Below are 20435 nucleotides of genomic sequence, written 5' to 3'. Positions count from 1 at the left end.
AAAAGCTGAATTTCAATGAATTCATAGAATTCAACATAAATTTACAAGATTTTAATCCGTGTTCCAATTATTGGATTAGTCTTTAACAGTACTGGTAAAATATGTTTAAACTTTTCCAATTTTGGTTTAATCACGTATTGACAATATCGATCTTCCTTATTATTAGCATAGTAATTTTGATGATAATCTTCAGCTTTATCGAAAGTAGTAAATGGATTAATTTCTGTCACGATAGGACGGTCATACAACCGTTCTTCTTTCATTTTTTTTAGATAAAAATTAACTTTTTCTAATTGTTCTTTATCATGAACAAAAATTGCAGAGCGGTATTGCGTACCGATATCATTACCTTGCCTATTAAATTGTGTAGGATCATGTGCGATAAAAAAAGCTTCTAACAAGGTATCGAATGTTATTTTCTTGGGGTCATACAAAACATTGATCACTTCAGCATGTCCTGTACTCCCTGTACTGACTTGGCTATATGATGGATTCTTCGTTTCTCCTCCAGCATAGCCTGAAATAACTTGCTGTACACCATCAAGTGTCTTAAATTGAGCTTCAACACACCAAAAACAACCTGCTGCAAATGTTGCAGTATCTACAAGACCATTCTGATGATCTGGCAACTGTTCAAATGATTGCGGTTCTTTTTTAGCAATATTAGATTGACAGGATAACAATGCATTACTTGTTGCCAAAAGTACAAGCATAGCGATATATTTATGTACCATCTCTATAACCCTTAAATTAAAAAAAGCGGTAAAATGTTATCATTCTACCGCTTTTGTTTCGCTACTAAAATTAAAAACTATTTAGCGGCAGCATAATTTTTCGCTACTGCATCCCAGTTGATGACATTGAAGATCTCTTCTAAATATGCAGGACGTTTATTTTGAAATTTTAAGTAATATGCATGTTCCCAAACATCAATACCTAAAATAGGTGTACCTTTAACTTCAGCCACATCCATCAATGGATTATCTTGATTAGGTGTCGATGTTACTTGTAATTTACCTTCTGCATTTACAATTAACCAAGACCAGCCAGAACCAAAACGTGTAGCTCCTGCATTTTGCAATTGTGTCTTCAATTCTGCAAAAGAACCAAATGTTTCATTGATTGCCGTTGCCAATTCACCAGTTGGCTCACCACCAGCATTTGGACCTAATACTGTCCAAAATAATTTGTGGTTATAGTGACCACCACCATTATTACGTACTGCTGCAGGATATTTACTGATATTTTTAACGATATCTTCTAAAGATAAGTTCTCAGCTTCTGTTCCAGCAATTGCCTTATTTAAATTATCTACATATGCTTGATGATGTCTATCATGGTGGATTTCCATAGTAGCTTTATCAATATGTGGTTCTAATGCGTCTGACGCGTAAGGTAGCGCTTCTAATACAAATGCCATAATTATTATTTTTTATGTTTATTTAAAGATTGTTTCTATGCAAATATAACGTTTAATATACCTTTATGTTTCGTTTTGCGATTAAATAATCACTAAGCTTTTAACGTTTTTGACGAAAAAATGATTTAACAAGTTCAGCACATTCTTCCCCCAACTTACCATGCTCTACAATTGTTTTGGGATGTAAAATTTTATCATGAAATTGAGAATAACCTCTTTTTTCGTCTTGAGCTCCATATACAATTCGGCTAATATGTGTCCAATAAGCAGCACCTGCACACATTACGCATGGTTCTACAGTCACATAAAGTGTGCAGTCGACCAAATATTTACCTCCCAAATGATTTGCAGCTGCCGTAAAGGCTTGCATCTCGCATGGGCTGTTACATCATTTAAACGCTGTGTCAGATTATGCCCCCTACCGATAATATTACCTTTATGCACAATTACCGCTCCTATGGGCACCTCCCCTGCGGCTAATGCTAATTTTGCTTCCTTCAATGCTTGCTGCATAAAAAATCGTCAGCATTGTCTACAGATGTTCCTTCAAAATCGATATACCGCATTTTACATTAATTTTGCACCATTAGGCACTTTTTTTTCTACAGTTGTTAAAATGATATCCCCGTTGTCATCAGCAAAACCGGTAACTAAACATTCCGAGAAAAAATTTGCGATCTGCTTCTTGGGGAAATTAACAATAGCAACAATTTGTTTACCTACTAATTCTTCTTTACTATAATGCACTGTGATCTGAGCACTACTTTGTTTTACTCCTAACTTATCTCCAAAATCTATAGATAATTGATAGGCTGGTTTTCTTGCTTTTGGAAAATCTTTTGCACTCAATATAGTACCAACACGTAAATCTACTTTTTCAAAGTCATTCCAAGATATTTCTTCCATTATAAACGATTACTTTCTATATTACTTAATGACTTGGCGAGCGTAAATAAAACATATTCTCGATCACGATGTAGTTTAATCATCAAATGATTAATCAATTTTTCTTCTTGATTTTCTTCGAAAACTAAATCTGCATCGCTAAGATGATTGTACTTTCTTTTTATTTTTTCTTTTGCAGTAATCCAATCAAATGTTGTTATTTTGAGTTCCATCATCTTTTAGGTATAAAATTTGCTGATATTTTAGAAACTTGTTGAAGTTTAGTTAAAGATACAATTTATATAGAAAATAAAAGTTATGAAGAAAATTTTACCTGCATTACTATTAATTTGTGGCAGTGTTGCTACTGCAAATGCGCAATTGTTACCTGGAGTCGAAATTGGTTTAAAAGGTGCCTTAAACTTTTCTAAATTTAAAAGTGATGGCAAGTATTTCAATTCAGACAATAAAGCAGGATATCAAGCAGGTCTGTATGGACGTGTTGGCGTTTTAGGTTTCCATGTGCAACCTGAGATTTACATTACAGGCAAAAATACTACTATTAAAGCTGAAAACGGACAGACAACAGATGTAAAATTCACTTCTGTTGATATCCCTGTTCTTTTGGGTAAGCGATTTGGTTTAGGACCAATTGGAGCAAGAATCCAAACTGGACCAATATTTTCATTTAAAGTAGACGACAAACAAGATACGAAGATTCCTGAATTAGATCCAAATAGCTACAAAAAGAACGGTACATCTTGGGCATTTGGGGTGGGTGCTGATGTTTCAAGTCTTCGTGTTGATCTACGTTATGAAATGGGACTGAGCAAAATCAACAACAGCAGTCAAGCAAATCCAAAAATTAACATGTGGAGTGTAGGATTAGGCTATCGTTTATTTAGTTTATAGTACTTTTCAATCAAATTATAAAAGGCTCGTTATCAAAAATAGCGAGCCTTTTTCAATAGCGGTTTAGAATAGTTCTAAATTACTTCTTTTTCTTGTCAAAATTGTATCATATTTAATATCAAATAGTAGATTTGCCTAATTAAATTAAATTACAAAGAATAATGAGTAAATCAAAGCCAGTTTTAAGTTCTTCAATCGGGAAGAAGCTAATCATGAGCTTAACGGGACTTTTCTTATGTACGTTCCTAATTGTTCACTTGATTGGAAACTTGCAGTTATTTAAAGATGACGCGGGTTTAGCGTTCAACAAGTACGCCTATTTCATGACGCATTTTACACCTATCAAGGTTGTGTCTTATTTATTGTATGCTTCGGTGATTATTCACGTGATCTATGCAATCGTGATTTCATTAAAAAATAAGGCTGCTCGTCCTATTGGATATGCATCTTATGATGGAAGCGCAAACAGCAAATGGAACTCACGTAATATGGGTATTTTAGGTACTGTTATCTTAGTATTCTTGGCGACGCACATGTCAAATTTTTGGTGGAAATACCATAATGATCAAACACCTTATATCGAATATCGTACCGATCTGTCGAATGGTGTAACGACTCATCAAGAGATCCAAGCGTCAGATTTTCATGATTACTCAGTGGTTGTTGAAAATGGCGTTGAAATCGTAAAAGCACGTGACTTGTATAAGCAGGTAGACTTTGCATTTAAAAACGTTGCTTTAGTAGCATTATACGTAATTGCAATGGCTGCTTTAGCATTCCACTTGATTCACGGTTTTCAATCTGCTTTCCAAACAGTTGGATTCAATCACAAAAGATACATTGGATTGGTTCAATTTATTGGAGTATGGGTATTTGGAGTAGTTATTCCAATTCTTTTTGCAGCGATGCCATTATATTTCTATTTCCGTTAACAATATTTTAGGATGGTGCTATAAGGCACGATCTAATAAATAAAATATAAGATATGTTAGATTCAAAAGTACCTGCGGGGCCATTGGCCCAAAAATGGTCAAAACATAAATTTGAAATGAAGCTGGTTAACCCTGCTAACAAACGTAAATTTACAATTATCGTTGTTGGGACAGGATTGGCAGGAGCTTCTGCAGCTGCTTCTTTAGCAGAGTTAGGTTACAATGTAAAGACTTTCTGTTATCAAGATTCACCTCGTCGTGCGCACTCAATCGCGGCACAAGGTGGTATTAATGCTGCAAAAGATTATCAAAATGACGGTGACTCTGTTTTCCGCTTATTTTATGATACTATTAAAGGTGGTGATTACCGTGCTCGTGAGGCAAACGTTTATCGTTTAGCAGAAGTATCGACTAACATCATTGATCAATGTGTGGCTCAAGGTGTTCCTTTTGCTCGCGAATATGGTGGTTTATTAGATAACCGCTCATTCGGTGGTGCCCAGGTATCACGTACATTCTATGCGCGTGGTCAAACGGGACAACAATTATTATTAGGTGCATACTCGGCTTTAAACCGTCAAATTCATAAAGGTAAAGTAAAATCATACACTCGTCATGAAATGCTTGACCTTGTTAAAGTTGATGGACAAGCACGCGGTATCATCACTCGTGACCTAGTAACGGGTAAAATCGAATCACATGAAGGTCATGCTGTATTATTGTGTACTGGTGGATACGGTAACGTTTTCTTCCTTTCGACTAATGCAATGGGATGTAATGTAACTGCTGCTTGGAGAGCTCACAAACGTGGTGCTTTATTTGCAAATCCTTGTTATACTCAAATTCACCCAACTTGTATTCCTGTTACTGGTGATCATCAATCAAAATTAACTTTGATGTCAGAATCATTGCGTAATGATGGTCGTGTATGGGTTCCGAGAACAGTTGAATTGGCACAAAAACTTCAAAAAGGAGAACTGAAAGCTGTTGATATCAAAGAGGAAGATAGAGATTATTTCTTAGAGCGTAAGTACCCATCTTTTGGTAACTTAGTACCTCGTGATGTAGCTTCTCGTAATGCTAAAGAAGCAGTGGATGAAGGCCGTGGTGTTGGTAAAACAGGTGTTGCTGTATTCTTAGACTTTGCTGAAGCAATCGGTCGTTTGGGAGAAGATACTGTACGTGAAAAATATGGTAACTTATTCGATATGTATTACCAGATTACGGACGAGAACCCGTACAAACAACCTATGCGTATCTACCCTGCTGTTCACTACACTATGGGTGGTGTATGGGTTGATTATAACTTAATGACAACTGTCCCTGGATTATATGCGTTAGGAGAATGTAATTTCTCTGATCACGGAGCAAACCGTTTAGGAGCTTCTGCTTTAATGCAAGGATTATCGGATGGTTACTTTGTTATTCCTTATACTGTTGGAGATTACTTAGCAAACTTGGGTTCTTTTGCCCCTATTGATAAAATCATCCTGCTTTCGAAGAAACTCGTAAAGAGGTTGAAACTAGAATCAATGCGCTATTAGCGTTGAATGGTACTAAAACTGTTGATGATCTTCATAAAGAATTAGGTTTGATCATGTGGGAATACTGTGGTATGGCCCGTACAGCTGAAGGATTAACTAAAGCTAAAGGATTGATCCAAAACTTGAAAAAAGAATTTTGGTCAAATGCAAAAGTATTAGGTGAAAATGAGGAGTTAAACATGTCCCTTGAAAAAGCTGGCCGTGTTGCTGATTTCATTGAGCTAGGCGAATTAATGGTTGATGATGCGTTGAACCGCAGAGAATCTTGTGGTGGTCACTTCCGCTTAGAATCTCAAACTGAAGAAGGTGAAGCTTTACGTATTGACGAAGAGTTTACTTACGTATCTGCTTGGGAATTCAAAGGTGAAAATCAACCAGAAGTTCTTCATAAAGAAGAGTTAGTTTTCGAAAACGTTAAATTAACACAAAGAAGTTATAAATAATATCAATTGACTACTTTATTAGTAGTCATTGATGACTCAATATTATTATTATGAGTGCACATATGAATTTAACGCTAAAAGTTTGGCGTCAAAAAAACGATAAATCTAAAGGTCAATTCGTAACTGTACAAGCAAATGATATCGCCGATGATATGTCATTCTTAGAAATGCTTGATATCGTAAATGATGAATTGACTCGCAAGGGAGAAGATCCTATTTACTTTGATCATGACTGTCGCGAAGGTATTTGCGGAATGTGTTCATTAGTGATCAACGGACGTCCACACGGACCAAAATATGGTATCACTACTTGTCAATTACACATGCGTTCATTCCACGATGGACAAACAATTGTTATTGAGCCTTGGAGAGCAGCTGCTTTTCCAGTTTTAAAAGATTTAGCGGTAGATCGTACATCATTTGACCGTATCCAACAAGCGGGTGGTTATACAAACGTAAATACGGGTGGTGCACAAGATGCAAATAACATTTTGATTCCAAAACGTATTGCGGATGAGGCTTTCGAGTCTGCGACATGTATCGGTTGTGGGGCTTGTGTTGCAGCTTGTAAAAATGCTTCAGCAATGCTTTTTGTTTCTGCTAAAATATCTCAATTCGCGTTATTACCTCAAGGTCAAACAGAACGTTATGAGCGTGCTCAGGCGATGGTTGATCAAATGGATGCAGAAGGATTTGGTAACTGTACTAATACTGGCGCTTGCGAAGCGGAGTGTCCTAAAGGTATCAAATTGACTAATATCGCTCGAATGAATCGCGAGTACCTAGGTGCTAAGCTTTTTAGAGAAGAGGATATCCACGGATAAAAGAACATCACTTTATAGATAAGTCCTTACAATCTTTTTGTAAGGACTTTTTTTATATATTTATATATTCAATCTCAATAAATAGATAATATAGTGCCGATATCCTCCAAAATAAGAATTTTACTTATACTGCTGACGCTAAGCTTTATCGTTACTGCTATTACTTTACAAAAGTCTATTACTAGTAAAGATATCTTAAATTTTGAAACCGCCAATCTAGAATCTAAAATTCATGAAAAAGAAGAAGTAATTGATGAATTATTTGCGGATCCAATTATTTTAAAAACATTCAAAAATGCAGAAAAATATCCTGAGCAGTCATATCATATACTTGAAAAGTATAATAAAGATGAGGGAATCGCACTTTTTATTTTTAAAAACCATGAACTTCTACTCTGGAGTACAAACCTATTTGTACCCCTAACTGATGCTGGACTCAAAAATCCGGTCAACTATATAGCGACTAATGATCGCTCATTTGTTGTTAAAAAGAAGGAGATCGGAAATACGACAGTTTTAGCCTATGTTATGGTTAAAAAGTATTTCAACATTAATAACGAATATTTCACTAAAGCATTTTCTCCTTTAATAACAAAGAGTACAAACATCGAAATTGCTGATTATGATGATAATGTAAGCATCAAAAATATTTACAGCAAAGACAAAACTTACTTATTTTCTATTAAACTAAAATCTGGTCAGGTACAAAATATTTTTAGTATCCTTCAAACACTCTGCTGGATACTCGCTGCAACATGTTTTATCACTTTAATACATAATCTCGCGAAACTACTCGTAAATAAGGAAAAAATAATACTTGGAATTTTACTCTATCTTACAGCATTAATTGTTTTACGTTATCTAGACCTTAATTCTAATTGGTTGAATATCCACGCTAATTTGGGCATATTTAATCCTAAAAATTATGCCTATAACTACCTTTTTCCAAATATCTGGGGACTACTTATTACAGTCTTTTTCATATTTCTTTTCATATTATTTCTATATAATATCAAAGACTCATTTTCAATTGAGAAGTATCTGAAAAAGAAAGGCTCAAAAATAATCTTTGCAGTTCTTTCCATCCTAAGTGTCTATTTCTTCTTTACTATTCTTTACAGAACTTTAGGGACACTCATTACACACTCCACTACAACTGTGGTAGACTTCACAAAACTTGTTGAGCTAAATATATTTACATGGATCGACCTTTTTATTATGTGCGTAAGTCTCGTCACATTAATATTATATATCGATCTGGTTATTTCTAATATAAAAAAATTACAGATATCAGATACGGTATTAATTAATATACACTTGAGTTGTCTCATCTTATTTATTTTGATCGGGACTTCATTAAGTGAAAATAATGGGCTCGTTAATATTCTACTTGCACTTATAATATTAATAAGATCATTCAATTCGTTTCTAAAAAAGAAGTTCAGACTAGCTACACATATCATCGTTATCATTCTTTTATCTACAATCTTTTCCATTTACCATGGACATTTCTTCAAAATGAAAAAACTGGAGAACATGAAGCTTTTTATCAGCAATTTAGAAGCAGAAGATGACATTAATGCTATTTCATTATATACTGAAATTGAAAAAGATATTTTAAATGACGAGCAACTCAAACATTTATTTAAAATAAGTTTACCAAACACCAGTACACAAACCATAAGTGAATACATTGAAAAAAAATATCTTAGTGGGTATCTTTCTAGATATGAATTTTTGGGATTTTACTACAATAACAATAAGGAACTTGCTCCTTACAAAAACAATAAAGTAGATGAGTACAGAGAAAAAGTTATTAAAAACTCGTTAAAGATTAGTAATAATTTCTACAGATTAAACAGCGAACTGGGAACTCATGAGTATTTTTCTATTATCAATATTCAAATTGATAAACAAAACACTGTCTCACTATACCTTAATCTAAAGAATAGATCATTCAATTACAGCCTGCCTTATCCGGACATACTAGTTGATTCCAGATTAAATAAAATGGAGGCACAGTCATTTAATAATAGTTCCATTGCATTGTTTAAAGATGGGAATTTAGTGACCCAATATGGAAAATATAACTACCCAAGTCATGACAATGGTTATCCGAAGAAATTGGGAGAATATATTAATTTGGATAGTAGGGATGATTATTTTCATATCATGTACAGGCCTAATAATTATACTACTTTTTAGTTAGTTATCCAAAAGAGACACCATGGGAATATTTAGCTACCGCATCATTTTTATTTCTGGTTATTTTTATCTTTTTTTCTATCTCTTCCAGTGTTAGATATGGCTTTAAAATTTTAAAGAATAAATCATTCAAAATCAGAAGCATAAAGTACCATTTCCTTTTTTTAGTAAATAGTATACAATACAGTTCCAGAATACAAACATTGTTTATATCTTCCATCGTGCTGGCAATTTTGATCTCTGGAATTATATCTTTCGTAAGTATAAGTATGCAACTTTCGTATAATAATACTTTGGAAAGAGAAAAGACTGTAACAGATATTAGTAAAAGACTTGAAAGTATAGTCAGTACAGCGTCTACTGCTGAAGAAAAAGAAGAAAGACTGATCTATTATCTGAAATTATTATCAGAATCGCTTTCAAAAGATTTTTCACTCTATTCAAAATCGGGTCGTCTATTATTCAGTTCACAACCCAAGATTTATGATTTAAATATTTTATCAACGTTTATTAACCCGAGTGCATTTAGAAAACTCTCCCTTCTTAAAAAATCAGAGACTATTGAAGAGGAGGTTGTTGGTGATTTTAAGTACGAATCCAGTTATGCAACTATTAGAGATGAAAACTATGCTACTATAGCGTATCTGGGTATACCGAATTTTAATGCACAGAAAGATGATAACTTAAATAAAAATCTACTTTTAAATACATTAATTAATATCTATTCTCTAATAATAATTGGATTTGGTTTTTACGCGGCTTTTGTTGCGAATAAAATCACAGAACCTTTAAATTTGATCAGTAAAAAAATAGCCCAAACAAATCTTGGACAACAAAATGAACCTTTATTTTGGCAACGCAATGATGAGATTGGGGGTCTTATTAAAGAATACAATTTAATGATATTAAAACTTGAGGACTATGCAAATAAAATAAAGGATAATGAAAGGGAGTCTACCTGGCGAGAAATGGCACAGCAAGTTGCTCATGAGATCAAAAATCCACTGACACCAATGAAACTTGGGATCCAACAATTGACAAAATCTTATTATGATAACGATGCAAAATTTGAGGAGCGTTTTAAACGTATCACCGCATCTTTTATTGAACAAATCAATAGTTTAACCCATATAGCTAAAGAATTCTCAGCCTTTGCAAAATTGCCAGATACTAAATATGAAAAGGTCAATTTGGTGGAAAAAATTAATAAATCAATTGCTGTATATAGTCAAAATCCGCATGCTCAGATTCAATTAATGAATCAAACAAATCAGGCTCCTATATTTGTAGAAGCTGACCGGGATCAATTATTAAGAACGTTTAATAACTTACTGAAAAATGCTATTGAAGCAGGTTTTGGAAAAAGGAAAATAAAAATTGATATCAGCATTTCAAATGGAGAACATGATACATACATTATTAAAATAAAGGATAACGGACTAGGTATTCCACAAGAAATGCGGGCAAAAATCTTTGAAATTAACTTTACGACTAAAAGCTCCGGAACGGGACTTGGGTTAGTTTTTGTTAAGAAAACAATTGAAGCCATGGGTGGAACTGTAAAATTCGATTCTATAGAGGATCAGGGAACGACATTTCAAATTACTGTACCGAAATACAGAGGTTCATAGCAAAATATTCGTCATGATTGGGCGGAATTTAGATTACCAATATACAAAATGCGTGATAAAAAAATAAGGAGTTCAAATTGAACTCCTTATTTTTTTATCGTATGACTCGTAATAAATAACGTATATAGTACTATTTTAATACAACAGTTGATCTTCCCATGATAGCATTTTCGGCATACAAAAGAACAGTATAAGCTCCCTTAGTGAACTTTTTATCGTCTTTCCAATATAATGAATATTCTTCACCATGATTGGTAAAGTCTATTGTGCTTTTAAAAGTATATTGGAGTTTTTCACTATGTGCATAAAAAGTATTGTCATCCTGATTGATAATAAGATTACCTTGAGGATCAATAATACGTACAAAAATATCTTTTTTCCCCACTTTTGCAAGGGTATTATCTGCGATATTAAAATTTATACTTAATTTATCAACTCTCTTTGCCCTTTCCTCTACTTCAACTTTATCGTTTCTTTTTTCCTGTAGTCCATAAACCGCAATATTAGAAACTTTGATAGCTGCAGCGACATTTACCTTTGACGCTAAATTTGTATTTGAGCTTTCCAAATTACTAATCTTAGTGGAGGAAGCTGAGACTTCTTTTTGTAATAAGCTATTCTTCTCGGCTAGAATTTTATTTTCCTGAATAAGTCTATTAACATCCAAACTAAAATATGCAACTTCACTTTTCAACGAAGTAATTGTCGACTGTGCATGATCAATATCATTCTGTGACAATTGTTTCTGCGCTAATTTAGTTCGTAAGTCTATGATTTTTTTTCTCGCATTTTGTTCTTTCTCGATTAAAGGAGGAGATAATTGAATATTTTCAATTTTCATTTTATCGAGCTCTGCTTCAATACGATCGATCTCCACTTCAAGATTCTCTTTTTCAACCGTTAGTGCATAGACCTTCTCTCCTGAAGACTTAAATTTAACATAAAAATAAACATTTGTGACAACAAGCGCAGCGATTGCTATTATAAAAAAATAAACTTTTGATGTATTTTTCTTAATCTCTTCCTGCTTATTACCTTTTACTAATTCAGTTTCCATTACCCTTGAATTCCATTTATATTTGACTTATTAAGTCATAGTAGATACATGTGTACAACAAAATTATTCCAAATTTAAATTTTAACAATATTAAAAAAATAATATCTTAAGTCTTAAGGACTGCTTTTGAACATTTCAAGGTTAAAGCGTCTCAAAGCTTAATTAGGACTGTTTTTTCACAACCATTAAATTACTCATAATCACTTCCTTAATAAAGTTATCAAAATGAATCTCCGTTTCGAAATGACCAATATATTGCTGTACTAAATGTTTTCCTATTGTTCCATTCACATCAATTGAAACAGAGGATCGATCTTCAATTTTAACGACAGTTTGTCCAAATTTTGTATATTCTTTGTCTATCTTCAACAGGTCCAATCGTTCCTCATCAATATCAATAATTACACCCTTCTCTAATTCTCCTCTTCCACAGAATTCTATTTCTACCCCCAATTCGGCAAAGCTCATTCTTATCAAATCACGTATGGTAATATCTTTGGCTACATATTCCTCCCCAAAATTAAATTGAGATTTTTCCATCCAATATAAATGAGCAGATAAGTCCTTGATATATATTCTATTTTCTAGACCAAGAGCGATATGAACCACCTCCCTTATAATTTTTTGTACAATATTTTTTTCGATCAAAGTACTGTTTCTAAAATTAGAAAATTTGTTAAATAAAAAATTTTAAACAAGTAAAGCTATAGTTTCCTATAGCTTTATCTATCTTCAAAAAGAATATCTTAATTTACTCTTGAAAAAGTGAACACTAAATATGCTTCGCCATTTGTAATGGTTACGGGCATACGCATAACTAATTTACTAGCGTCTGAGTATGATAAATCTAAACGGTAGCCTGTAATAACATTTTTAGCTTTATCGCCAGCATAAATCTTTTTAAACTGAAACTGAGGTTGTCCGTTATTCTTTCCTGGATTGAATATAGACCATATAATATCTCTGGAAGCACCAGGGCACATAATTTACCGTCTGCTGAAAATGAGATGTTTCCTTTACCATTACCTGGCAATGTCCAAGTACTTCCTATAAAGCATTCAGCAGGTGCTTCTTCAAATACACTTTTAATGGTATAAGATGCGGGTAAATTCTCGCGATCAATAGTGTTTAAAACCCAAGTTCCTTTTACAGCTCCTTTCCAGTCAGAGGCACTAGGCCCTGTAGACATCGCAGTAGATGAAGAACTAGATGGTGTTCCTTTTGGTTGCATACTACAAGCCGAAAAAAGAAACAAACTCAACATGAAAGTTGTGATAGATAAAAGAACTCGATTCATATTCATTAATTTTATAGTTACTTATTGTATTTTGCTGTAAATATAACAACAAATCATGATTGAGACATCCAAAAATCATACCATTAGTAAGATTGTAGCAAAATCACTATTGCGTCTTTTCGTTTTACTTTTAGCACTAGCTTCTGTTCCTATATTATCGAATAAGGGAACCCAGTCTAATTTAGATGCTAAACACGTTGCATTTCCAAATGAAATGGCAGTAGTTGCTCCTGCATTGCTCTTTATCATTTTTGTAGTTTTACTGATTGTCATGTTAAAAAACAAATATTTAAGAGTCGATATTAATTGGCAATTCTCATTATGCACGATTTTCCTATTGATCTACTTAATTCTATTATACTCCCGCATATATCCCCTAATAGCATAATCCAAATAAATACAATATCATTAATCAAATTAATATCTTTGAGAATTAATGAATAAAGTCAAAACATAGACTTAAATATCTAATGAATAAAAAACTAATTTGGAAAATTGTTAAGAATATACTGAAAGTAGTTGTTACTGTTGCTGCTCTTTATTGGGTATTTAGTAAGGTTTCTATCCAAGATCTAAAAGATGCTCTATTAAAATCAAATCCGCTGTTCCTTTTATTCGCATTTTTAGCATATGCCATCTCAATACTAATATCATCCTCTCGCTTACTTAGCTTCTTAACTGCAATCGGACTTCATGTTTCTGAGAGATATAATTTTAAACTTTATCAGCTTGGCTTGTTTTATAATCTTTTCTTGCCTGGAGGTGTTGGAGGTGATGGATATAAAATATATTTCTTCGAAAAAAGTATAGTATTAAAGGTCGAAAGTTGCTTGGAGCATTATTCTTTGACCGATTAAGTGGTCTGTGGGCGCTATGTTTAATAATTGCGGCATTAATCATTTTTATGCCTCAACTTGGAATTCCTAATTACTTAACAATTTTAGGATTTATCTTGGGTACGACGCTTTACTATTTTTTGGTAGGCAAATTTTTCAATGATTTTAAGGCAAATTTCATCAAAACACATCTAAAAGCAATAGGTGTACAGTCAATGCAAGTAATTGCTGCTATTATGATATTATACGCCCTAGGCTTTGATGGAAAATTTTCTCCTTATCTCTTTCTATTTCTCGCTTCTTCATTAGTGGCAATAATTCCATTTTCCGTTGGAGGATTGGGTATGCGAGAGCTAGTTTATATGTGGGGAGCTAATTTTTTTTACCTTGATTCACATTTAGCTGTCTTGATTAGTCTACTATTTTATATTATATCGGCATTCATGGCCTTTACTGGTTCGTACTACATATTTCATCCCTCTGCATTAGGGACCGAAAAATTACCATCTGTTAAAGAAATAGAAGAATCTCAGACGGAAGATTAAATAAATAAACATGGCAAATATTATAATAACAGGAGCAAGCAGTGGAATTGGGTTTGAAGCTGTATTGGATCTCACGGCAAAAAAAGAAAATAATGTTATCGCACTTGCTCGATCTGCAGATAAACTAAAGCGCCTTCACGAAATTGCTAAGGATTTGAATTTCGACGGGGGTAATTTATATCCAGCTCAGTTTGATATTGTTTATGATGATTATCAAACTTTATTACCATTTATCAAATCAAAATTTGAACAGGTAGATATCCTGATCAATAATGCAGGAGTGCTTATCAATAAACCTTTTATGGATAGTTCATTGGAAGAAATTGCATCGATGTTTCAAACCAATGTATTGGCACATGCTAATATGATTCAACATATCGTCCCTTTAATGCCCGAAGGATCTCATATTCTCAATATAGGAAGTATGGGCGGTTTTCAAGGCTCTTCCAAGTTTAGTGGCTTAGCAGCTTATTCTTCTAGTAAAGCGGCGTTGGCAGTATTAACAGAGTGCTTGGCTGAAGAATTTAAGGGTAAAGGTATCCGCGTAAATTGTCTTGCTCTTGGATCTGCACAAACTGAAATGTTTGAAGCAGCTTTTCCGGGAATAGAAGCTGGTAAACTCGCTTTTGAGATGGGAAGATATATTGCGGAATTTGCCCAAAATGGACATCAATATTATAATGGTAAAATTCTACCTGTAGCATTAACAACTCCTTAATAAAAAAGTCTCAAAAGTAGCGTGCCCCCAGAAAGTGTTTAACTTTTAGGGGGCATTGCAAAAAGATGCTTTTTTATAAACCAATATGTTCATTTTTATTGGATTTCGGTCCATCTTTACTGATTGCCTTTGGGTTATCTTTCAAGTAATGCCAAGTAATCTTATCTTCAAATTGTTGACCTTTCCTTGATGCTTTTACCTGGATAATATTATCCCCTTCTTTCAATTTAACATTTTGAAAAATATAATGGACATCAGTTTCTCCGATAACAAAGTTCTTTTCTTCAACACCATTGACCAACAAAGTAGGTGTACCTAAATTAGAATAGACTGTCACCGGAGTAATCTCGTTTACTCTCTCAATAACACGTCTTTGTGTCAGATATAATACAGGTTCTTTACTCCAGTTAGCTTTATACCAATAAAAGGATCTTTCTTAAGTTTTCTATCAAACGTAACCAATCCTTTGTAATTCCTTGGCTCAACATTTAGTGCTGTAATCGGAGTAGCAAAGTCAAATGTATTCCAAAGATAAGACGCTAAAAAGATCGGATGTCTTTTAATCGTTCCCCAATGTATTTCATGGAACTTTGTTGAAAATTCTTCAGGAAAAAATGCTGGATTCGCCCATTGATTACCTACATCTCCAACAACCTCTTGTTGATGACTAGGATTAGCCTCGGCTCCATACTCTGAAAAAATAATTTTATAATCTTTAAAATCTTTTGAGATTTGATCTGCCCACTTATCAACATCACGAATAACACCATTATACCATCCGAAATAATGATTGATTCCCTGTATATCTGCATTATTATTTACAGCATGGTTAATGACATTATAGCCGCTCACTTGCACCGTATAGCGATATGGATCTTCGGTCTTAGCTAAATCATTTAATTTTGTCGTTAACTCGATTGTGTATGCATTAGGCGTATAAACCTCATTATGGAGACCCCATGTATAAATAGAAGGATGATTATAGTTTTGTCTTATAAGTTCTGTCAATTGCTGTTTTGCATTTGCTTCCTCTAAGGTCGTTACACGATTAACAAATGGGATTTCTGCCCAAACAATAAATCCAATACTATCGCATTTTTCATAGAAGCATGTAGATTGTTGATAGTGAGCTAATCGAATAGTAGTTGCTCCAATTTCCTTGATGATAGCCAAATCTTCATCATGATCAGCATTTGATAAAGCGGAACCCTTTCCCCAACGATCCTGATGTCTTGTTACTCCATACATTGGATACTTAATATCATTCAAAAAGAATCCCTCTCCGGTTCTTAATTCAAATTTTCGTAAACCTAGAGGCTGAATCACTTCATCTAGTACAGTATTTCCATCAACAAGCTGTGTAACTACTTTATAAAGATATGGGTCCTCCAGACCTTGCCATAAATGTGGATTTGTTAAATTAAAGTCTTGCATTACTTCTTGTCTACCCTGCGGAAGTAAACGATATTTTTTTATATTCTTGCTTTCACAGCGCCGTTTTGTTCAAAAATCGTTGACACTACCTGTAAATCTCTTGCGTCATGATTTTTATTTTCAAGTTTCACTTTTAAATTTATTGATGCACTTTTTTTATTAACGTCCTTTTGACTTATATATACTCCTGAAGAAGCATAATCGGATACTGCAATATTAATCTTATCCGTCACAATAAGTTCAACCGGACGATAAATACCACCATACATAGGGAATAGCGTATGATTGACTGGGATTACTTGTGGAGTTGCTTCATTGTTAACTTTTACAAGAATCTCATTCTCAACTCCAAATTTCAACATATTAGTCAATTCCAACACGAATGCTGAATAGCCCCCTTGATGTCTTCCCACAATCTGATAATTACCATTTATAGCTGACGCATCATAAACTACATTTCCCTTTTCCTTCTTCGCAGGCAACGGTGAATTATTAATGTAAACTTCTGTGTTAGTATTTACACCTTCAAATTTTATAAAAATGCGCTTACCATTCCAAGAAGATTCGGGAATAAAAGTTTTACGATAATAGGCATCTCCCACATAAAATTTTTCATTAGATGTAAATCGATCATTACGTACTTGCATATCTTTTGAGTTCCATGTATGAGGAACAGCTATAGATTGCCATGTTCCAGAAAAAACATTCCCATACTGTAAGAGATCTGTAGTAAAGGGGCCCTTTTTGAAAGCCCAATCTTGATTGAAAGAAATAACTTCTCTAGAAAAGGAAACTGAGGTTAAAATTGTTAAGAAAAATAAGGTGACGATTGCCTTGAAATTCATAATAATAAAATAAAGGTTTTGTTCAATAGTATCCATCATAAACATGATGATGGAGTGTAAAACAAAGATATAAACCTAATTGTATTACAAAGAAGAATTGACTTTACTAGAAAACTACATAGAAGTTAATATTGGGCAAAAAATTGCTGTAGCATCACAGAAAACCAATTTACAACGTTATCGTACTTTTACTAAAATAGAGATGATGTCACTTAAATAATACTAACTACAGGTAACTATTATAAGCTTTTTATCCATTTAACTAAATCATTCAAGACTTCACTATTCATGGTTTCACTAATATGCTCATACTCTGAAACAGCCCCAGTTGTCGATTTTTGAAATAAGTGATTCAATCCTTCATATTTCTTTAGAACAGTTTTTCGAATATATGGTAGATTATTCTTTAAACTTTTTAGATTTTGGTCAGCAGGAACCTGAACATCTAAACTCCCAAATGCGGCATAAACCGGCACGGTAATTTTTTTAATAAAAGGAATGGGATCAATCCGCATGAAATATCTATAAGATGGCAGCAAGAGTGTCTCTAATTCCAATTTACTCGATGAATTCAATTGTGCTGGATCTATTTTCATATTATCAAGAATCATTGCCATAGCCTCCATATGCGGCCTATTACTTTTAACAATCTCAAAATTCCTTTTATTAATCTCTTTGGCATGTGATAATGCTAGTTCTGACATGCCTGCTACTTTACCAATGCGATATAGCTGTGATACCATTAGAGAGTCGATAGGAATGGCTGGACCTGCTAAAGAAACAATAAAAGAAAGCGCCGGAAATTTTTGTCCAGCCAACAATTCTGCGATTAAACCACCCTCACTATGCCCAATAATACCAATTTTCTCAGGGTCTACATTTGGTCTTTCCTTTAGAAAATCTATCGCTGCCATTGCGTCTTTACTGAAATTCTCAATTGAGGCATTTATAAAACTTCCTTTTGAAAGTCCGACACCCCGATCGTCATAGCGAAGAACAACAATATTATTTTTTGTTAAAAAATCTGATAATATTCGAAATGGTTCATGTCCCATTAATGTCTCATTGCGATCTTGGGGACCGCTTCCTGTCACTAAAACAACTGCAGGGAATTTACCTTTTTGTCTAGGTGTGGTTAAGGTGCCACTTAATAGGACATTATCATATTTATTTCTGAAATTGACATCTACTCTATCGTATGAATAAGGAGGAACAACACGTTGAGATCTTATTGTCTTGATATTATTAGGGGTTGCCTTTATTTTCATAAGATCTAACTTGGCTCGAAATGTCCCTTGTTGAAACTCACCACCTATTAAATCATCCCGTTCCATTTTCCCGATATAACTAATTCCTCCTTCAATCAGTACTTCGATTCCGTTACCATTAACGTTTGCCTTCGCGGGAATGCCAAAGGCTCCCTGATCTGGACTATCCGCTTTTGCCTTCCATGCACCATTTTCCTGAGATAAATGAATTATAAAAACCAAACTCGAATGTCCTACTTGCAAATTACCTTTCCAGTCCCCTACGAAAGTTTGGGAAAAAGCAGTTATTGTTATAAACAACAGGAGAAATGTACCAACTATTTTTTTAATCATTATATGTAATAAAAGAGAATAAAGAAGATAAAGCTTCCATTAACATTACAACAAGTACCAAAATCAAGCCATTATAATTTTTTTCTATTTATAACAGTAAGAAATCCTTTAAATAAGTAAATAGAAGAAATAGATCAGCAAGGAAAGGCTGAGAATAACACCAAAAAAGGGATAATTCTAACTGCTTTATCAACATTTTGGTTACCCAGTGGATTTAATACATTCTGGCAATTAAATCTGTTATCGGATTTAGCCATTTAGTTGTATTTAATAAAGCCATAGCATAAATGACAGACCTTGCAACCAATACGGTTATTAGCATATCTACAAATCTCACACTCGAATTCAATATTTTTTCAAGTAGAAATATAATAATTGTAAAAAGCTAGCCTCGTTGGATTTAAAACTCATCATCCCAGGAAAGGAATCTCCTAAAAACAAGCTACAAAAGAGCCGATTATAAATGAAATAAGACCAATAGATAAAAGTTTTGTCTCCGAAAGATTATCAAATGGATTTAAAAGTATTTTATTCATAGTCCTTATTTAAAATTTCTTGATTAACCTTAGAAATGATCATATTGAGTTCGCATTTCTTTTGGGTACCTATCAATAGGCTAGACCCGCTTTTAAAGATCAATTGCAACCCATGTGATCCTTTGGTATTATAGGCTTTACCTTTTATTCCAATGCGATACCCCCAACCTCCATAGTCGGATATAGGATTATAATCCTTTACAGAAACCTGTGCTACTTCTGACCAAGGAATAAATTTACTTTTCAATAGAAAGGGAAAGAAGTGAATCATAATTCCTTGAGAGTTTATTGTTGTTTTTAATTTAATGAACGAAAATATAATAATAATAACAGCAATAATCCAAAACCCAGGATTTACACTTAATTCTTTGAAATTACCATCTTTTATATCATTCCATTCATAATTTAAAGTCGATAATAATAAAAAGACGATCAAAATCACCATCCACCAACTCCAAAAAGACTGTTTCTCTTTAAAAACCATACTAATCATTATTTTTTAAACCCAACAACTTATCAATAAGATCATCTAACTTATTTCTTACGGTAGGATAACTCTTGCCTAATTGATTGCCATCTCTTTCAGACTTCCTGAGTTTAATAAAAACTCAAGTACAAAATCCTGTTCCTCAAGAGTTAATTGCGTCCAAATTGGCAACATAAATTTACCGCTAACCTCAGTATTGCATGAAGAACAAGTTAATTTACTGACATCTAATTTTGTATCACAGCTAGGGCATACGTTTGGAAATCAGTTCCGTCCTAAATAA

Annotated in this window: 21 protein-coding genes and 3 pseudogenes; 9 read left to right on the top strand and 15 right to left on the bottom strand. The window is 33.6% G+C overall.

Features of this window, described 5'->3' with window-relative positions:
- Nucleotides 1-41: 41 nt before the first annotated feature.
- The 5 genes and pseudogenes from msrA to L950_RS09305 all read right to left on the bottom strand — a co-directional run bounded on the left by msrA (nt 42) and on the right by L950_RS09305 (nt 2541).
- On the bottom strand, nt 42-734 hold the full coding sequence (gene msrA / locus L950_RS09325) for a peptide-methionine (S)-S-oxide reductase MsrA (protein WP_021191920.1): 693 nt from the start codon (nt 732-734) through the stop codon (nt 42-44).
- 77 nt (nt 735-811) lie between these two features.
- Complete coding sequence (locus L950_RS09320) at nt 812-1420, bottom strand: superoxide dismutase (RefSeq protein ID WP_021191919.1); 609 nt, start codon at nt 1418-1420, stop codon at nt 812-814.
- A 100-nt stretch (nt 1421-1520) separates the two neighbouring features.
- Nucleotides 1521-1933: pseudogene (locus L950_RS09315) on the bottom strand (nucleoside deaminase).
- Between the two features lie 54 nt (nt 1934-1987).
- Nucleotides 1988-2326 (bottom strand): tRNA-binding protein, encoded by a 339-nt coding sequence (locus L950_RS09310; RefSeq protein WP_021191917.1) that lies wholly within the window; start codon nt 2324-2326, stop codon nt 1988-1990.
- Nucleotides 2326-2541: a hypothetical protein gene (locus L950_RS09305; protein ID WP_031289379.1), complete on the bottom strand. Its 216-nt coding sequence runs from the start codon at nt 2539-2541 to the stop codon at nt 2326-2328. The genes L950_RS09310 and L950_RS09305 overlap by 1 nt, the downstream gene beginning before the upstream one ends.
- 82 nt (nt 2542-2623) lie before the next feature.
- Between L950_RS09305 and L950_RS09300 the strand changes: the two genes are divergently transcribed.
- The 6 genes and pseudogenes from L950_RS09300 to L950_RS32600 all read left to right on the top strand — a co-directional run bounded on the left by L950_RS09300 (nt 2624) and on the right by L950_RS32600 (nt 10796).
- Entirely contained in the window at nt 2624-3217 is a 594-nt protein-coding gene (locus tag L950_RS09300; protein ID WP_021191915.1) for a porin family protein, read from the top strand.
- A 161-nt stretch (nt 3218-3378) separates the two neighbouring features.
- Nucleotides 3379-4149, top strand: a complete 771-nt coding sequence (locus L950_RS09295; RefSeq protein WP_021191914.1) for a succinate dehydrogenase cytochrome b subunit — start codon at nt 3379-3381, stop codon at nt 4147-4149.
- Nucleotides 4150-4202: 53 nt separating this feature from the next.
- Nucleotides 4203-6136: pseudogene (locus L950_RS09290) on the top strand (fumarate reductase/succinate dehydrogenase flavoprotein subunit).
- Between the two features lie 62 nt (nt 6137-6198).
- The gene (locus L950_RS09285; RefSeq protein WP_037527569.1) at nt 6199-6960 is read left to right on the top strand and encodes a succinate dehydrogenase/fumarate reductase iron-sulfur subunit; all 762 of its coding nucleotides are present in this window, start codon (nt 6199-6201) and stop codon (nt 6958-6960) included.
- Between the two features lie 93 nt (nt 6961-7053).
- A complete protein-coding gene (locus tag L950_RS32605) occupies nt 7054-9165 on the top strand; it encodes a hypothetical protein (protein ID WP_021191912.1) in 2112 nt (703 codons plus the stop codon).
- 269 nt (nt 9166-9434) lie between these two features.
- Nucleotides 9435-10796, top strand: coding sequence for a sensor histidine kinase (locus L950_RS32600; protein WP_021191910.1), 1362 nt, complete (start codon nt 9435-9437; stop codon nt 10794-10796).
- A gap of 130 nt (nt 10797-10926) precedes the next feature.
- On the opposite strand, the gene L950_RS09275 is transcribed toward L950_RS32600, so the two are convergent.
- The 4 genes from L950_RS09275 to L950_RS29775 form a co-directional block, all read right to left on the bottom strand.
- The gene (locus L950_RS09275; protein ID WP_021191909.1) at nt 10927-11853 is read right to left on the bottom strand and encodes a hypothetical protein; all 927 of its coding nucleotides are present in this window, start codon (nt 11851-11853) and stop codon (nt 10927-10929) included.
- A gap of 162 nt (nt 11854-12015) precedes the next feature.
- The gene (locus L950_RS09270) at nt 12016-12393 is read right to left on the bottom strand and encodes a hypothetical protein (protein ID WP_156169620.1); all 378 of its coding nucleotides are present in this window, start codon (nt 12391-12393) and stop codon (nt 12016-12018) included.
- 307 nt (nt 12394-12700) lie between these two features.
- Complete coding sequence (locus L950_RS09265) at nt 12701-13150, bottom strand: hypothetical protein (RefSeq protein ID WP_231577023.1); 450 nt, start codon at nt 13148-13150, stop codon at nt 12701-12703.
- A gap of 75 nt (nt 13151-13225) precedes the next feature.
- Nucleotides 13226-13399: a hypothetical protein gene (locus L950_RS29775; RefSeq protein WP_197086329.1), complete on the bottom strand. Its 174-nt coding sequence runs from the start codon at nt 13397-13399 to the stop codon at nt 13226-13228.
- Nucleotides 13400-13620: 221 nt separating this feature from the next.
- Between L950_RS29775 and L950_RS32595 the strand changes: the two genes are divergently transcribed.
- From L950_RS32595 to L950_RS09250, 3 genes are read left to right on the top strand one after another with little or no spacing between them, the layout of a single operon-like run.
- The gene (locus L950_RS32595; RefSeq protein ID WP_231577022.1) at nt 13621-14007 is read left to right on the top strand and encodes a lysylphosphatidylglycerol synthase transmembrane domain-containing protein; all 387 of its coding nucleotides are present in this window, start codon (nt 13621-13623) and stop codon (nt 14005-14007) included.
- Nucleotides 13977-14531 carry a hypothetical protein gene (locus L950_RS32590; RefSeq protein ID WP_231577021.1) on the top strand — a complete coding sequence of 185 codons (555 nt, stop codon included), beginning with the start codon at nt 13977-13979 and terminating at the stop codon, nt 14529-14531. Before L950_RS32595 ends, L950_RS32590 begins: the two co-directional genes overlap by 31 nt.
- A gap of 10 nt (nt 14532-14541) precedes the next feature.
- A complete protein-coding gene (locus L950_RS09250) occupies nt 14542-15249 on the top strand; it encodes an SDR family NAD(P)-dependent oxidoreductase (RefSeq protein ID WP_021191904.1) in 708 nt (235 codons plus the stop codon).
- Nucleotides 15250-15322: 73 nt separating this feature from the next.
- Here the strand turns inward: L950_RS09250 and L950_RS32585 are convergent, their stop codons facing one another.
- From L950_RS32585 to L950_RS32570, 6 genes and pseudogenes are all read right to left on the bottom strand, one after another.
- Entirely contained in the window at nt 15323-15586 is a 264-nt protein-coding gene (locus tag L950_RS32585; protein WP_231577020.1) for a hypothetical protein, read from the bottom strand.
- A gap of 41 nt (nt 15587-15627) precedes the next feature.
- Entirely contained in the window at nt 15628-16683 is a 1056-nt protein-coding gene (locus L950_RS32580) for a glycoside hydrolase family 2 TIM barrel-domain containing protein (protein WP_231577019.1), read from the bottom strand.
- A 38-nt stretch (nt 16684-16721) separates the two neighbouring features.
- Nucleotides 16722-17528, bottom strand: a complete 807-nt coding sequence (locus L950_RS32575) for a sugar-binding domain-containing protein (protein ID WP_231577018.1) — start codon at nt 17526-17528, stop codon at nt 16722-16724.
- Between the two features lie 239 nt (nt 17529-17767).
- Nucleotides 17768-19129, bottom strand: coding sequence for an alpha/beta hydrolase family protein (locus L950_RS09240; protein ID WP_021191903.1), 1362 nt, complete (start codon nt 19127-19129; stop codon nt 17768-17770).
- A gap of 528 nt (nt 19130-19657) precedes the next feature.
- On the bottom strand, nt 19658-20149 hold the full coding sequence (locus L950_RS09235) for a hypothetical protein (RefSeq protein WP_021191902.1): 492 nt from the start codon (nt 20147-20149) through the stop codon (nt 19658-19660).
- A 78-nt stretch (nt 20150-20227) separates the two neighbouring features.
- Nucleotides 20228-20392, bottom strand: a pseudogene (locus L950_RS32570) (DUF2089-like zinc ribbon domain-containing protein); the annotation flags it as partial.
- Nucleotides 20393-20435: the final 43 nt, after the last annotated feature.

Source organism: Sphingobacterium sp. IITKGP-BTPF85, from assembly GCF_001006065.1.
Lineage (GTDB): Bacteria > Bacteroidota > Bacteroidia > Sphingobacteriales > Sphingobacteriaceae > Sphingobacterium > Sphingobacterium anhuiense.
The sequence above is the reverse complement of the archived record's forward strand: the minus strand, read 5'-3'. Positions and strand labels throughout refer to the sequence as shown.

Bases quoted from the DNA above. Each gene is read 5' to 3' on its own strand.
- msrA (WP_021191920.1), bottom strand. From the start codon at position 734: ATGGTACATAAATATATCGCTATGCTTGTACTTTTGGCAACAAGTAAT.
- L950_RS09320 (WP_021191919.1), bottom strand. From the start codon at position 1,420: ATGGCATTTGTATTAGAAGCGCTACCTTACGCGTCAGACGCATTAGAA.
- L950_RS09310 (WP_021191917.1), bottom strand. From the start codon at position 2,326: ATGGAAGAAATATCTTGGAATGACTTTGAAAAAGTAGATTTACGTGTT.
- L950_RS09305 (WP_031289379.1), bottom strand. From the start codon at position 2,541: ATGATGGAACTCAAAATAACAACATTTGATTGGATTACTGCAAAAGAA.
- L950_RS09300 (WP_021191915.1), top strand. From the start codon at position 2,624: ATGAAGAAAATTTTACCTGCATTACTATTAATTTGTGGCAGTGTTGCT.
- L950_RS09295 (WP_021191914.1), top strand. From the start codon at position 3,379: ATGAGTAAATCAAAGCCAGTTTTAAGTTCTTCAATCGGGAAGAAGCTA.
- L950_RS09285 (WP_037527569.1), top strand. From the start codon at position 6,199: ATGAATTTAACGCTAAAAGTTTGGCGTCAAAAAAACGATAAATCTAAA.
- L950_RS32600 (WP_021191910.1), top strand. From the start codon at position 9,435: ATGCAACTTTCGTATAATAATACTTTGGAAAGAGAAAAGACTGTAACA.
- L950_RS09275 (WP_021191909.1), bottom strand. From the start codon at position 11,853: ATGGAAACTGAATTAGTAAAAGGTAATAAGCAGGAAGAGATTAAGAAA.
- L950_RS09270 (WP_156169620.1), bottom strand. From the start codon at position 12,393: ATGGAAAAATCTCAATTTAATTTTGGGGAGGAATATGTAGCCAAAGAT.
- L950_RS09265 (WP_231577023.1), bottom strand. From the start codon at position 13,150: ATGAATCGAGTTCTTTTATCTATCACAACTTTCATGTTGAGTTTGTTT.
- L950_RS29775 (WP_197086329.1), bottom strand. From the start codon at position 13,399: ATGATAAAGAGCAATGCAGGAGCAACTACTGCCATTTCATTTGGAAAT.
- L950_RS32595 (WP_231577022.1), top strand. From the start codon at position 13,621: ATGAATAAAAAACTAATTTGGAAAATTGTTAAGAATATACTGAAAGTA.
- L950_RS09250 (WP_021191904.1), top strand. From the start codon at position 14,542: ATGGCAAATATTATAATAACAGGAGCAAGCAGTGGAATTGGGTTTGAA.
- L950_RS32580 (WP_231577019.1), bottom strand. From the start codon at position 16,683: ATGCAAGACTTTAATTTAACAAATCCACATTTATGGCAAGGTCTGGAG.
- L950_RS32575 (WP_231577018.1), bottom strand. From the start codon at position 17,528: ATGAATTTCAAGGCAATCGTCACCTTATTTTTCTTAACAATTTTAACC.
- L950_RS09240 (WP_021191903.1), bottom strand. From the start codon at position 19,129: ATGATTAAAAAAATAGTTGGTACATTTCTCCTGTTGTTTATAACAATA.
- L950_RS09235 (WP_021191902.1), bottom strand. From the start codon at position 20,149: ATGGTTTTTAAAGAGAAACAGTCTTTTTGGAGTTGGTGGATGGTGATT.